Genomic DNA, 14,874 nt, shown 5'->3' with positions numbered 1-14,874 from the left:
TTGCGTGAGGTGAGCGGCCGTCATCAGGTACGCAGCCGCAGCCGCGCGGTCATGTCGAGGTGGACCTGGCCGTAGGGCAGCACGTGGGTCCAGAACAGCGGGGACAGGCCGCGCCGGTCGGCCGGCGACAGCGTGTTGGCCCAGTCGGGGTCGTCGAGGACGTCCTGCAGCATCAGGGTGTTCACGTAGACCAGTGCGGCCTGCAGGATCCGCAGGCAAGCCACGATCATCTCCTGCTCGTCGCGCCGGTTGGTGGCCAGGCCGCCGCCCTTACCGTAGGCGATCACCGAGTTCGCTCGGTTCCACGACTCGACCACGTTGAGCCCGGCGTTGATCTCGCGCTGCAGCTCCCGCGAGCGCAGGTAGCGGGCGACGAAGATGGTCTTCTGGGCGCGTCCGAGCTCCAGCATCGCCTGGTAGGTCGGGTGCGATGCCGCCCGGGTGAACCGGCGCAGGATCGCCTCCGTCGACGCTGTCCCGGTGCGGATCGCGGTCGCGTACTTGATCATCTGGTCGTACTGCTGGGCGACGAGGTCCCAGCGGATCGGGCGGGTCATCGCCGGCGCCAGCCGCGGGTGCCGCTCGGTCTGGCCCGGCCCGGCCCGATAGAGGCGGACCCGGTTGATCTGCTTGATGCGCGGCAGCAGCTCGAACCCCAGCAGGCGCGTCACGCCGAACCCGATCTCGGACTGGCCGTGGGAGTCCACGTAGTTGCCCTCGACCTGCATGGTGGTGCCGTGTCGGACAGCGCCCTCGACCATCGCGGCGACCTCGCTGGCGGTGCAGGAGATCAGCTGGGAGTGCACGGCCATCGAGTCCCGCTCGACGTGCCAGTAGATCAACACCCCGCGGCCGCCGTAGCGGGAGTGCCACTGAGTGAGCAGATTTTGGTCCAGCGCCGCGACGTGGGTGGAATCTGAGGCCACGGTGGTCGACCCGCCACCCCAGATCGCCTCGCGGCGGGCGCGGAAGGTCGCATCAGCGATCGCGACCGCGATCTCCCGCGCAGCGTCGAGGTTGAGATAGCGGCGGCGCACGTAGCGTAGATCCTCCTCGCTGTGCGGGTGTCGCCCGGCGGCAACGGCGCGTAGCCCGGTGTTCGTGCCGTACCCGTAGATGGCCAGGACCAGCCGCTCGGCCAGCACCTCCGGCGAGATCCCGGTGCGGCCGGTGCGGCCGGTGACCGAGGTGAGGCAGCCGGTGCGCAGGACGGTTTCCTTGAGCATGTCCACCAGCGGCACGGCGCCCCACCGCCGCGCCACCTCGGCCTTGAGCCTGCGCAACCCGGTCGGCTCCGGGACCGCGTCGAGCGGGGTCAGCCGGATCGCTCCGGACGCCCGCTCGGCCACCTCCAGCCAGCCCAGGCCAGGCAACGCCTCGTCAAGACCATCGAGCTCGTCGGTCAGCTCGTCGCGGACCTCGTCGATGAACGCGGTCGGGTCCAGGGGCTTGCGCAGTTCCCGGTAGTGCTCGACCCGGTGGAGGTCGAAGTCGGCAGGGAGGTCGGCGTCGGGATTGCGCCACCGCGCGGCGCCGGCGACCCAGATGTCCTTGCATCGAAGCCGCTCGCGCAGCACCTGGAAGGTGGCGATCTCATACGCCATGCGCACAGCCCGGCGCCGTCCGCGGGTGTCGGCGCGCCACACCAGCGGCTCCCAGTCCCCGCCCAGCCCCGCGTGCAGTGGGACAGTCTCGTCGGTCGGGTAGTAGGAGCGGTTCCCCGACACCGCATGACGCCCGATCAGCTCCAGTGCGTCCAGCACCGGGCGGTGGGTGTTCGACGAGCGGAACTCCAACACGTCGAGCAGCCGGATCAGGCCGCGCCGGTAGTGGTTGGTGTACGAGGCGCGCAACGTCGTCCGAACCGTGCGCTGATACACCGGCCCCTTGGTCTTGTACTCGTGGACCAGCTCGCGCAGCGTCTGCTCCCCACCCGACACCGCCGGGAACACGACCTCACGGACCGCCTCGTCGGGGTGTGCCAGGGCCGCGTCGGCGATCGAGAACAAGATGTTCTCCTTGCCGGTGACCCGCTTGAACGCGTTCACCAGCTCCTCGGTCACTTTCCGCTCGGCTCGCGCCCCGATGCGGTGCACCGTGGCGATCAGTAGGTCCACCAGTGCGTCGGTGACTTCCCGGTGGCGGGTGTGCAACAGCGCGGCCAGCAGCGTCACCGTCTTCTCAGGGCGGTGCGCGCGCAGATGCGACGGGGACTCCATCATCGCCTGGGCGCGCCATCCGGCCAGGATCTTCGGGGCGACGTCGTCGAACAGTCCCTCCGGGAGCCCGACCTGGCGGATCGCGGTCAGCTTGTCGATCTCGGTGAGCATGCTCTCCAAGCTCACTGCGCCCGGCTCGCTGCGGATCAGCCCGAGCAGCTCCGAACCCACCAGACCCGCGGTGTCGCCGCCGTCCGGCTCGTGTGCGCCCGGCTGCGTACCCAGCTCGGCGGCGGTGTCGAGGCCGGGGTCGGTGTCGGTGTCGGTGTCGGTGTCGTCCAACTCGGCCACCGCTGCCAGCCTGCGCACCCGGGCGGTCTCCACCGCGGACAGCCGGCTCGCGACGCGGTCGAACAGTCCCTCCTCCGCCCGGTACAACGCCGCGGCGACGATCCGCCCGACCCGCGCCGGCGCCGGCGGCTCGACCCGCTCGTCCCGGCAGCGCCCGATCAACGCCTCACGCACCAGTTCCGGGCGCCGCTCGGCCGACGCGACCTGCTCGGTCAACCAGTCGGTGAGCTTCTCGGCGTCATCCACCGAGCATTCCCGGAACCCCAGCACCCGGCGCACCTCGGCACGATGTGCCTTGATCGTGCGGCCTGACCAGTCGTAGAACCCCAGCTCCGAGGCCGGGACCCCAACCTGGCCGGCGACGAACTCCACCACCTGATCGCCCAGCTCCGAGCGGCCCGACGGGAACCGGCCCGCGCGCACGAAGAACTTCAACAACAGCGCGAACCCCAGCCGGGTCGCGCCGAACTTGTTGCGCAGCAACGCCACCTCGTCGGGCAGCAACGTGAAGTGCTCGACCAGCTCGTCGAGCTCCAGGACCCGGGCCACACACGCCTCCACCCAAAACCGGCCCCGACCAGCAAGAACGCACGATAGCGTGTGATCATCACCGGGCTACTTCGCCCCTGGTGACACCGTCCTTAACGACACCCCTGGAGGCGCGGCGGCGACGTCGTCGGGCACGAACCCCAGCCACGGCAACGTGCACAACGCCACCGACAAGCCCAACCGGTCCGCCGGTCCGCGGCCCCGGCCCGGGTCGACGAACGCGACATCCGCCGGCGCCAGCGTGAAGAACCGGAACAACTCCTCCCGGCCGATCTCCGGGAACCCCCGCAGCCGCTCCAGCTCCTCGTCGGAGAACACCTGCGTCGCCAACCGCGAACCTCCCCCGCGCAACCACCATCCGCAGCTCAGGAGGCTACTCAGCTATATCCGCCCGATCTTCGGCGACTACTACGGTGACCCCCTGAGCCGGGGAGGAGGTCCTCGCTGGAAGGATCGACGACGCGCCCAAGCCCTCCCCGGCCGAGGTCCGCGGTGGCGTGATCGCAGTCGCCCGAGCGGGCTGGCTCCGGCGCACGCGGCCGAGGCGACCTCGGAGCGGCTCCGTCCGCCGTGCGACCAGCTGATCCAGATCTGTGCGGCAGTCACGGTTCCAACTGCGGATTGGGCCAGAAGCTCGGGGACGTGCTCCTCGACCAGCAGCTGGATGTCGTCCTCGATCATCCGCTCGACGGTCAATGCGGAGCGAGTCGCGTGCAGTGCGTCCATGGCATCGCCCAGAGCCGCCGAGACTCGGGTGCGTGCTGAACGACCCAGGCCATCAGCTGCCGGTAGCCGGCGGCGTCGGCAGTGACGACCATGGTGCCGAGGTGGGACCTGATCCGATCGGTCAATGCGGCGGTGTGAGTGTCGCGGTGGGTGTCTACACCGACGACGGCGTCGACGACGCGATCGGAGGTGAGTGGTGTCGTTGGCGGTCGGTGCCTGCTCCCTCGTAGAGCGGGCAGCCCACGGAGAAGCACCGACCGGGCGGATCTGTGACGGGGCACGCGTATGCGGCGAGGCTCCTGATCAAGCCACCCGATGCTCGGGACCGATGCCGACGGTGTGGAGGGCATGTCATTTTCGAGGCACGTCCGAAGTCGGCCAGATATGCCGCGAGCCACTCGCCGCTGCCGGCGCAGGCCCTGGCAGAACCCTCCCAGGGCTACCCGCATTCGATCCTCACAGATGCGCCCGCTGGTCGGCGCATCTGGCCAATGACAGATTCCTGTCGCGGCGAGCGCGACGGCATTCTGGACGTCGGCCAGATCCGCGCCGCGGTCACCGAACGCTGCTGCCGGGGCAGCTCTACGGCCAGTGCGTGGACATCCGCTCTGCGGGCGGTCGCCGACGGGACCGGCGTCCTAGGCCATGGAGGACTGCGCCCGGGCTCGCGGCCCTACCCAGGACGGCGCCGTCTCGAGGTAGATCTCAGTGGTAACGACCATCGGTCGAGCCTGTTAACAGGTGAAGAGCAAGGCTGCAGCCGGCTCGGTAGCGTGTCGCTGCGCGCCAGGGGGAGACCTCAGGTGACGGTTGGTGCCAGTCGACAAGTCGGTCAGTCGGCTGAACAGGGTGCCGACGACGAGCGCGGCGACGTGCAGCGGTCTCCGTACATCGGGATGCCGTCGAGAAGGCTTCGCTTCTGGATCTTTCCGGTGGGAGTCTTCGGCATTGCCTCGATCACGGTGACTGCCGCCGGGACCTTGAAGCCGGCGACCCGCTCGGTGAGCCACTCGAGCAGCGCTGTGGGATCCGCCTCGGCCCCGCTCCGGAGGACGACGAACGCGGTCGGAACCTCGCCGAGGTCTGAGTCCGGAATCCCAACGACCGCGGCCTCCAAAACGGCGTCGTGCTGGGTCAACGCTCGCTCCAGTTCGCCAGGATAGATGTTCTGGCCGCCGCGGATGATCAGGTCGCGCTTGCGGTCGACGATGGTGAGCACCCCGTCCATTAAGACGCCGATGTCGCCGGTACGCAGCCATCCGTTCTCCACCGGCGCTAGGTCCGCCGTCCCGACATAGCCTGCGAACACCGAATCGCCGCGGACGAGTACCTCGCCGCGGCCTGTCGTATCGATAGAGTCGACACGGACCTCCACGCCGTTGACCGCGCGACCCGCGGAGCTGTAGTCCCCATTGTTCTCGGCTACTGTACCGACACGGTTCATGGTGACAATTGCGGTGGCCTCGGTCAGCCCGTAGCCAAACAATAGAGTGGCCTGCGGAAACACCTGCCAGGCGTCCGCGGCGAGCCGCGACGGAGACGCGGACGCCCCAATGTTGAGCGTCAGCGGTTCATCGTGGCGTACACCGGCATCCGCCAGTCGTGTCAGCATGGTGGGGACTAGGGGCAAAAAGGTCGGCCGAAACTCCTCCAGCGCCCGGGCCATCGCCTCCACCCCGAAACGCCGTACGAGGCGGAGCGTGGCACCTGTATTCATAGCCAGATTGACGCCCTGGTTGAGGGCGTAGGTGTTGAACAACGGCAGAGCCAGCAGGATCCGATCGTCTCGTCCGACGCCCAGCCATCGAGGCGTGGCGTCATAGTTGGCTGTCAGGTTGCGGAATGACAGGGCGACGCCCTTGGGCCTTCCAGTGGAGCCCGATGTCTGCAGAATCATGGCATGGTCGTCTGGGGCCCGACGGGCAGGCCGCGGCGCGGCGGCAGCGGCGACTCCCTCCGAACCAGCCTGGACGACGGCGGTGTTGTCGAGAGACAGCGGGCCGTCCACTACAACGAGCTCGAGGTCGAGCTGATCGGCGCTGTCGTCAACCTCGTTCGCGCGGGCGGCCCGATTGATCGGGACTACCACGCCCCCGAGATGGAACACCGCGTATTCGTAGATCACGAACTCTGGAGTGCTGTCGAGGTATAGCCCGACGCGCGTCCCCGGACCCACCCGGTCGGCGAGTCGTGCCGCAGCGACAAGCACGGCGTCGGCGAGCTCACGGTAGGAGTAGGTCCGCCCGTCAGCCACCACGGCGGGCCGGCGGGGCTGGGAGGTCGCCCAGTCCATGAGCGGAAGAGCACGGTTCATCGCGGGTCGATCCCCTCGCGTCGGTCTGATCCTGCGGTCTCGTCCGTGGCCTCGTCGCAGACCACGGGGGAGGCCGGGAGCTCGGCTTGCGGCAAGGGCTTGCCCGCCGTCTCCCTCATCGTGACTGCGAACACGAGGGACACAACCGCGAGAAACATCAAGTAGTAGGCGGGCGAGCGGGCATCCCCCGTCCGGTCGATCAGCCAGGTGGCAAGGTACGGCGAAACACCACCCGCGAGCAGCGAGGCGATATTGAACCCAAGTGCCACACCGCTGGTGCGGATGTGGGGCGGGAACATCTCACTGAACGTCGCGGACTGGGCACCGTTGATGGCCGCCTGGAGTTGCCCGAGCACGAGTAAGGCGACTACCGCCCCCAAAAAGGACGTACTCATCAGCAGGAAGAGCGGATAAGGCAGAACCAGGAAGCCCAAGCACACACCGATGAAGATCGGCCTGCGCCCGATCCGGTCCGACACCGCAGCCCAGGCGGGGAGTCCGAACGCGGCGAACACCAAGCACATCAACACCGCCCACCCAGCCGAAGCCGTGCTCACCAGTCCCTGTTGGGGAAGGTAGGTGGCCATGTAGGTGAACGTCAGGTAGTAGCCGCCAAAGGCCACCAGGTTGAGAGCCGTCGTGCGCACCACTGCGGCCGGGTGGGACCGAAGCATCTCGACCGCGGGCATCCGCGAGATCGCGGACTTCGACGCCGCGCGTGTGAAGTCGCTCGACTCCTCGAGTCGGCGCCGGTACAAGATCGCGGCGAGACTCAGCGGCACAGAGACGAGGAAGGGTATCCGCCACCCCCACGCGGTCATCTGCTCCGGGGTCAGTCCCAGCCGGAGCAGCCCCACAACCAACGGCCCCAGTGCGGTGCCCACGTAGACGCCGATCTGGGTTGTGCTGCCGTAGAGGCCACGGCGCTCGGCCGGGGCAGCCTCGGCGACGTAGACGCTGGCACCACCGACTTCACCGCCCGCGGCGAGCCCCTGGATCACCCGAAGCAACACCAGCATTATCGGCGCCGCAACGCCGATCGCCGCGTATCCAGGGAGCACGCCGATCAGAGCAGTGGGCACTGCCATCCCGATGACGGCGGTGGCCAGGGCCGGACGGCGCCCATAGCGGTCCGCGAGGTGTCCGATGAGGATCCCCCCGACAGGCCGGAGGACGAACGCCACCGCGAACACCGCGAAGGTGTACAGCAGGCCCGCCGTCTGGCTCTCCCCAGGAAAGAACACCACGCTGAGCGTGCTCGCGAGGAAGGCGTAAACGCTGAAGTCGTAGTACTCGATCGCACTGCCGACACTCGCGCCGACAACAACCCTCCGTCTACGCGTCTTGACATCCGCGGCAGCCGAGGACTGCGATTCGCTGCCCTCGATACCTGCTCGGATCTCACCGTCCACCACTACCCCCTCGTAGCGTTCGTCATATCGGTCAGCCGAGCGCGATCGCGTCCGCCGGCCAGCCGGAGGTGGCCAGCACTCAGAGGTCGTCGCAGTGAGGTACCTCGTCCCGCTCGCCGGCGTCGACCATCGACGCCGTCCATCCTGGAACAGCCCAAACGATCAGTCGAACAGCTCGCGAAGCTAGCCGCGTCCGGCGACAACTTCGAGCTAACACCAGCAGCGTCGTCCTTGCAAGTACCAAACAACCAGTCGCTTGGTTGGTAGTACCGGAGGTGATTTCGAGTGCTTGGATCCGCCTCGGAGCCGTGCCACATACAGTCGCTGGGATGCGATCATTTGCTTGCGGCGCTGAGACCGACCGGGCACGGGGGATGGGATCGCATGCACCGCTCTGCATCACTGGGGGCGCAAGCACGACGCACCCGAAGAGACAGGCCGGCTCCGGCCCAGGCGCGACTAAGACTCGACTCTCGAGCAGGCCTACAACCTGAGGGGCCGTGCTCGCGATCCTTGGTCGCCGTGTCACATCTCGACAGAACGCCGCGGCCGCTGGGGGCACCGCGCCGTCGGACGATCGAGCCGAAGCCTCGCGCAGAATCCAGCGGACACGCGAGAAGCTGAGCACGGGGTCACGCACGGTTGGAGATATGCGGTTAGAAGCATGCCGCCCACCAATGAACTGTTGCGAACATCGACTCACGACGGATGCACCACGGTTTCGAACCGATAATCAGAATTATGACAGATGCACCGCAGCGAGTTGAATCTGCGGCGACGTCTCGCTCCTGCGCGCTCGAGTGGCGCCGATCAGCTCAGCTCAAGGCGTCCCATGACCCACCTACCGAAAGTGCCGTGTTCGGGGCGCCGCACACGGCCTCATCGTTCTCGGTGGCCGGGCTGGAACTCCATTGCTCACGCCCTCTGCGTCCCGCCCACGACGAACCTGCAGGGCAGCGCGATCGGGCCTACCCGCCACAGACCGAGGCGACCGGGTTCCTCACGCATGTGTTGTACTCCGCCGAATCAGGCGCGTAGCCACCACCGACTGGTGCGAGCCCGTCAGCGATCCGCTGCCGCTGCGTGGCCTCACTGGGAGGGCCAGGGTTTCCCGACCACGGCTGCTGCTGGGTGTACTCCCGCTGGGCCTGCTCCTTGGCGGCGTTCAGTTCAGGGCAGGCCTTGTTCACGATCAGGTTGCCGACTAGCCGGGCAGCCGCGTGCGGCTCGCACGTGAGGGCCGGTGACTGCTCGGCCGCCTCGGCCTCCCGGGCCTGTTCCGTCGCGGCCGCCGTCCTGGCCTCCTCGGCGGCCGTCACCGCCTGGGCCGCGGCCGCGACAGCCTCTGCAGACACGCCGCGCTCCGCCGGAACGACCGACACCGCGCTCCCCGCGCCCGCGATCCTCGAGGTCGGTGCCTGGGCGATGACACTGTCCGCGGTGGCCGCGGTCGGCGTGACAATCCCGGCCACGGTTCCGGCGACGGCGGAGACGCCGATGACGAGACCGGCCAGGGTGCGGGTGATCGTGTTCATGGGCAGCCTTCGGGCGGGTAACGGATCGGGCCTTAGCGAGGGTGTCTCCTGCCCGGACTATCGCGGGGCTGGATGGCGGGTTACCTGCCTCTGATCAGGCTCAACAGTTCTGATGAGTGCAACCCGCTCCACGCGCTGCGTCGTAACGAGTAGCGCGCTGCGACGACTGGTGGAGCATGACCTACACCCCCGCCAAGCAGACCCCGACGCTGGCCATCACCGCCTGGACCGTCGGCCTCCTCGCGATCGTGACCACTCTCTACTGGCGGGCCGGGCTCGGGGTCGTCCCTGTCGTCGCACTCGTGATCTCCATCGGCCTGACCGTGGCGGCTCGCACCGGCGCACCGGGAAGCCACCGCACCGCCGCCACAGTCACGACCGGCCTCGCCGCGCTGCTCAATGTCGGGTTCATCGCGCTGTCGATCATCGCCCCGGCCGGTGGCTGACGCGCGACCGGGCCGAGCCGCTCCCGCAGGCCCGAAGGTGCGGCGCTGCGCAAACTGCGGGGTCGGACTGGGCCAGAGCCGACGCGGCTTCGTCGCCGTCGCCTGGGCACCACTGTGTCGTCCATGCGCGGACGTCGTGGCTGACCAGATGACGCTCACCCACAGCCAGTCCGACATCGAGATCTGGCGGTGCGGGTGCGGATCGACCCGCGCCTGCCGGCCCGGGTGGCGCACCCGCTGCCACATCTGCCTGGACCACCGCACCAGGCCTGAGATCGTCGAGTCGCACGGGTTCGTCTGCTCTCCAGCGATGAGCACCGCACACCAGATCCGCTCCGTCCGCGAGGCCTTCGAGCTCGGTCCCGACGAGTGGATCACCGACGACGAGGCCCATGTGCTGCTAACCGAAGGCACCGTCCAACTCGAGCTGCGGACTCACGAGCGACCAGGCTGGACGCTGCTAGCCACCGACGTCGCGGGCCTGCCGTGGGGCGGCTACGACGGGCGCCGCGACTCCCACGGCACATGGGGCCGCCACAACGCCTGCGGCACAGTGCAGAGCATGGGCGGGCTCACCGAGTGCGCACACTGCCCTCCGCCACCGGACTCGCGAACCCACCGGGCTCGCGCCCGGGACCCCTACCTGCTCTACCTCGTCGAGTTCGCGCACCCGCAGCTCGGCACGCTGCTCAAGTACGGCGTCGGCGACCGCAACCGGGTCCGCACCCACCTCGGCAGCGGCTGCACCGCACGGCTCGTCCTGTGCACCCACCTGGAGGCCGTCGTCGAAGCCGAGCGACGCCTCCTCGCCCTATACGGCCACACGGCGATCGGACCGGTCACGGGGCTCCCCGCCAGCTTCGGGAAGGGCACCGAGGTCGTGTCGGCCGACCACAACGTCGACCTGTGGACGGTGCTCACCGCCGAGGAGGTCAACGACGTCACCGACGCCTTCCCGAGCCCGACACACGTCTAGGCCACGTGGGCGAGGTAGGCAGTTCTGACGAGGCCGACCCGACGCTCGATAACGCCCACCATCCGGCCGCGATGGGAGGGAGCGACACCATTCCCTGACTGACCGAGGAGAACGCCGCCATGGACGCCCGCCTGACAGGCCGCCAGAAGCGAGCAGTGGACGCCGAGATGTCCCGGGTACTGCGCAACGACGACCGGGCGCCGATGGTGTCGCTGTGGACCGAGTTCGGGCACAACGCCCGTGCCGAAGCCCAGATCGCGCACGGCCAGCCACGGTTCCCGCACCTGCTCCACTTTGTCCTGTCCCTCTCCACGGGCGGGTTCTGGCTGCTGGTGTGGGGGGCGCACTGGATGGGTTCGGCCCGACGCCGCTACCAGCGCGAGCGTCGTGCTGAGTTGCGCGCCGCCGGGCTCTACGCCGCCGGTGACCTGTTCACTCCCGGCGGACCGCACACCCGCACTCCCGGCCAGTAACGAGCCGCACGAGCCGTCGCGCGGCCGACGATCACCCTCGCTCTCGCGGCTCGGCCCGGCGGGCAGCTGAGCCAGCGCGTCGCCCTACCTATTGCGGCACCCCCAACGCGCGACGCTGCAGACAGCGCGTGCGCATCGCCCGAGCACAGGCGCTGTCTCCGCGGCTGGTCGTTGCCGGTGAGCCGACCTCGGCGCTGGACGTATCGGTCCAGACGATGGCGCTCGGCCTGAACTACAGGCGCAGCGTCGATGAACTTGCCTGTTCGTCAGCGACGGCTTGTCGGTTGTCGAGCTGCTCGCGCACCGGGTCGCCGTGCTGCGCGACGGGCAGGTCGTCGAGTAGGGCCGCACAACCGACGTCTCGGTACCCGATGCAGAACCACACGCGCCGGCTGGTCGCGGCGGCGGCCGGTACCCGACCCACGTGTGTAGCCACGACGGGCAAAGTACCGGCGGACTGGGTCCTGACAGTCCGGATGAGCCCGACCCGGGCACGGGCAGCATGGAGCGATGACCACGGACGACGCTGCGCCAGGCCCGTCCCGGGTCAACCCTTACGGCGTGGCTCGATGACGGTGACCCTCCGCGCGCATCCGAGGTTCACCCCGCGGTTGCGACGAAGCCGGTCGGGCAATCGCAGATGCGGATCTCACGAGGACCGAGCACCTGAGGTACGGCGGAGCGACACGGTGAGCCATCGCGTGGTTGCCCGTCCTGTTCCCCGTGCTCCCATGCGATGTGCCCGCACGTACTACATTGCGGTCGGTGCCCCTCCGGTCGGAGGCGGCGAGGATGATCGCTTCGTCTATCGGCGGCGTACTGCTCCATGGATGCCCGGTAGTAGACCCCCCGCACCAGCGCGGACGGGAACCCGTCGCGCTCGGCGAGTTGATAGAACCGCGCTCGACTGATCGGCTTCTTCGGATACCCGAGGATCTCGCGACACTCATCGATGCCGACGACGTCGGGTGGCCCTGGACGCTCACGGATACGTCGGTCGACCTCGCCCATCGTCAGGGCTTCGACCCCGGCGACCGAGCCGTGTCGGCCGCGTCGACCGAGCTCGCGCCGGGCAGCCTCGGTGAGTTCAGCGAGCAGATCGGCCAATGACCAGGACGCTCGGTCGACCGGAACCCGGTAAGGCAGCGTGAGGCTGATCCAACTGCGCGGAGAATCGGTTGACCAACTGCTCATGGGGCGGCCGGCATCGGGGTCGAACCGACGGGCAATACCGTCGACGAGCTCTGTGAGGTCATCGACCGTCGGGGGGTCGAGATGCAGCGACAGACTCAACGAGAGCAGCGGCTGAGTGGACTGCTCTGCAGGTGGCATACCGGAAGCGTTCCGTGCCACTAGACATTGTGTCAACCCCCCCCTGGAGATCGGGATACGGATCCGATCACGTCACCGCGGCCATGACGCTTGGCGAGGGACCTGTCGCGGCACGGGCGGCCGATGATCAACCGATGGCGGCCCCAGCGCCCGCGCCGCTGGTGGCGGTCAGACGTTGCGAGTGTGCAGGACGTAGTACTCGCCGATGCAGCCGTCGGAGGCAGTGGCCGGGCAGCCGGCGACTCCGCCGGGCACGGTGTAGATCTTCTCGCAGTAGAAGCTCAGCCCGCTGTTGGTGCCACCGGCCGCGGCGACCTGCGCCAGACCGGCGCCGTTGCAGTCCTGATACGTGGTGTAGACCGGCGCCGGTGCGGCAATCGCCACGGGCGCCGCCAGGAGGCCGGCCGTGAGCGCGGCGGCCGCGGCGAGGGTGCTGACGGACAGCGAGCGGAACAGGTTCATGATCGTCTCCGTGGTCGGGCGAGTGGATCTTGCCGGACCGTAGGGGCGGGCCTTCGGGAGCCCTCCCGAGATCACAACGACCTCAGCCCGATGAGCGGTCGATGGCGCGCCCCTGGGGCCTGGCGGATGAATGGACGTCCTGCATCGCTGTGGGCTCCGGGAGGGACTCCGCGCCGCTCGGGACTGCTCGTGCGGAAGGGGCCCCGAGCCGAGTGCGCCACGATCGGGATCAAGCAGAATCCAACGACCGTACGAACCGGAGCGGCATGTGGCCCGGAGATCGCGGTTGCTGTCGTCGACGGCGGGTGCGGTCGCGCTGCTCGCGGCGCTGTTCCTTGCCGCACCGGCCACCGCGAACGCCGAGGCCGTACAGCATGCGGCGGTCGTCTCGCCTGCGCAGCCGCCGGGCCCGCCGGTGCCTCCCCCGATGGGGCAGCCGGGCCACGCCGAAACTGGCAACGTGTCCCCGCTCCCCACCGGCCCCATCCCTGCAGATCCCAACGAGCAGCGATCCACCGGGGGATCAGTTGAGTCAACGCTTTCGGAGCTGCATCGGTTCGGGCTGAGCGGCACAGCTGCGCCCGGCAACAGCTCCGATCCGCGCCGAGCGCCCAACCACTGCGTGTCCCCCACCGGACATGCCGGCAGCAGGCCGGAGCTGCTCCCCCACACGGTCTGCAACACGATCAACCCACCAGCCGGCCCAGCTCCGTTCTGGGGCTCGCCCGCGTCGGCCGATTCCGGCAGCAGCCCAACGACGGGTTTCCGAACTCGTGCGGCGGTGACAGGATTTTGGCGGTCCTCGTTTGGTTGACGACCGGTTGACGTCAATGCTTCATTGACGTCAGTTGCACAAGCGATTGCCGGCAAGACCGCGATCTGGCACCTGTCCCGACCTCGCGTCGCCCTGCCACTTTCCCTGTCGATCTTCACAGCGCACAGAAATGGGGCGTACCGGCCTCATAGCGGCGCCGCACCGCGCCAGCTATCGCGCTCGGTGACCAGCCGCCTGGAAGGGCACCTCTCCCCGGGGCTTGATGCGCCCCGGATCGGTCCTCGGGCCTGGCGTCGTCGACCTCGATCCACGACTGCCTACCGGTCGGTGAGGCTTCCCCGCCGTGACCGGTGTGGCGGTCACGGCTTCGTTGACGAATCGCTGCTGTCAATGTTTCATTGACATCGAGGGACGGGATGTTCGACCACCGGCCCGTTCCCCTGCGAGTGGCGTCGGCCTCTCCGCCCCTAACCGCACCGTCGAGACATGTGGCTGGGCATCAAGGTGCCCGCGCGGTGGGACGCTGTCACCCACGATCACCTGCCGGCTGACAACATCGGCCCCTTCGGCGAGTTTGGCCTTCCACGACCCGTTCAGCGTCCTCCACCAGGCCCTGTCACGAGGACCCGGACCCGGGGGCCCGCCTCCGGAGAGGCGGCTGGGAATGGGCGAGTGGACAACCGGTCCGGGCAGTGTGCCTGGACCGGCCGCGTCCGCCGACGACAGCGGCGCGCTGACCCCTCGTACCGGTTCCGCAGCCGTCAGGGTCGGTGCTGCTGCACACCGCGGGCGAGATCGACATGGTCACGGCTCCGTTCCTGCTCGATCAGCTCCGCGACTGGTTCGCCGCCGCGCCACGCGTGCTGCTGGACCTGTCCGGTGTCACCTTCATGACCTCGATGGGCCTGTCCGTGCTGCTCGAAGCGCACCAGAGCGCGCTCGCCGCAGGCGTCGCGCTCCAGATCAACTGTGGCGACGCCCGGCAGGTGCGCCGGATCCTGCAGCTCACCGGGACGATGAACCACCTCGACGTCATCGACCCGGCCCCCCGACACCACGACCGGGCGCCCACGCCCCGCACTGTTCCCCGTCCCCGCCGACGAGCCCGAAGCTTAGGATCAGCGACGACGGTCCGAGACAGCCTGGCTCCGGACACGCGAGACGGCTACAGCGGCGACGGCGTGCAGGCGATCAGCGCGGCACTCGCACGAGCCGGAACGACCGGTCGACGCCGTCGCTCCCGGCCAGGACGGCTCCGACGCACGGTTGGGAGGTCGGCGGCGGAGACCCCGCCGTCCGCTGCCCCGGGAGCCGTGGATCGGTCCCGGGTCCGACCGGCTCCCTCGAGTGTTGCGCGATCACCT

Annotated in this window: 9 protein-coding genes and 2 pseudogenes; 4 read left to right on the top strand and 7 right to left on the bottom strand. The window is 68.8% G+C overall.

Translation table 11 applies throughout. The features are described from left to right. Positions 1-23 precede the first annotated feature (23 nt). The 5 genes and pseudogenes from PP1_RS30555 to PP1_RS30535 form a co-directional block, all read right to left on the bottom strand. Positions 24-3,059 carry a Tn3 family transposase gene (locus tag PP1_RS30555; protein ID WP_010234902.1) on the bottom strand — a complete coding sequence of 1,012 codons (3,036 nt, stop codon included), beginning with the start codon at positions 3,057-3,059 and terminating at the stop codon, positions 24-26. Between the two features lie 105 nt (positions 3,060-3,164). Next, positions 3,165-3,377, bottom strand: a pseudogene (locus tag PP1_RS30550) (DUF4158 domain-containing protein); the annotation flags it as partial. Between the two features lie 1,240 nt (positions 3,378-4,617). After that, positions 4,618-6,078: a class I adenylate-forming enzyme family protein gene (locus PP1_RS30545; protein ID WP_010226610.1), complete on the bottom strand. Its 1,461-nt coding sequence runs from the start codon at positions 6,076-6,078 to the stop codon at positions 4,618-4,620. Between the two features lie 17 nt (positions 6,079-6,095). After that, complete coding sequence (locus PP1_RS30540; protein WP_157178934.1) at positions 6,096-7,511, bottom strand: MFS transporter; 1,416 nt, start codon at positions 7,509-7,511, stop codon at positions 6,096-6,098. 968 nt (positions 7,512-8,479) lie between these two features. Then, complete coding sequence (locus PP1_RS30535; protein WP_010226606.1) at positions 8,480-9,046, bottom strand: hypothetical protein; 567 nt, start codon at positions 9,044-9,046, stop codon at positions 8,480-8,482. A 176-nt stretch (positions 9,047-9,222) separates the two neighbouring features. On the opposite strand from PP1_RS30535, the gene PP1_RS30530 reads away from it, so the two are divergent. From PP1_RS30530 to PP1_RS30520, 3 genes are all read left to right on the top strand, one after another. After that, entirely contained in the window at positions 9,223-9,492 is a 270-nt protein-coding gene (locus PP1_RS30530) for a hypothetical protein (RefSeq protein WP_010226604.1), read from the top strand. 310 nt (positions 9,493-9,802) lie between these two features. After that, positions 9,803-10,468 carry a hypothetical protein gene (locus PP1_RS30525; RefSeq protein ID WP_139324243.1) on the top strand — a complete coding sequence of 222 codons (666 nt, stop codon included), beginning with the start codon at positions 9,803-9,805 and terminating at the stop codon, positions 10,466-10,468. A gap of 119 nt (positions 10,469-10,587) precedes the next feature. Next, positions 10,588-10,941 (top strand): hypothetical protein, encoded by a 354-nt coding sequence (locus tag PP1_RS30520; RefSeq protein ID WP_139324244.1) that lies wholly within the window; start codon positions 10,588-10,590, stop codon positions 10,939-10,941. A gap of 600 nt (positions 10,942-11,541) precedes the next feature. Here the strand turns inward: PP1_RS30520 and PP1_RS30515 are convergent. Together PP1_RS30515 and PP1_RS30510 are read right to left on the bottom strand one after the other, a co-directional pair. Beyond that, complete coding sequence (locus PP1_RS30515) at positions 11,542-12,273, bottom strand: hypothetical protein (protein WP_139324245.1); 732 nt, start codon at positions 12,271-12,273, stop codon at positions 11,542-11,544. 168 nt (positions 12,274-12,441) lie between these two features. Further along, the gene (locus PP1_RS30510; protein ID WP_010226596.1) at positions 12,442-12,735 is read right to left on the bottom strand and encodes a hypothetical protein; all 294 of its coding nucleotides are present in this window, start codon (positions 12,733-12,735) and stop codon (positions 12,442-12,444) included. Between the two features lie 1,575 nt (positions 12,736-14,310). On the opposite strand from PP1_RS30510, the pseudogene PP1_RS31665 reads away from it, so the two are divergent. Next, positions 14,311-14,484, top strand: a pseudogene (locus tag PP1_RS31665) (STAS domain-containing protein); the annotation flags it as partial. Positions 14,485-14,874: the final 390 nt, after the last annotated feature.

Source organism: Pseudonocardia sp. P1 (assembly GCF_000178675.2).
Classification (GTDB): Bacteria; Actinomycetota; Actinomycetes; order Mycobacteriales; family Pseudonocardiaceae; genus Pseudonocardia.
This window is presented reverse-complemented; position numbering and strand designations above follow the sequence as displayed.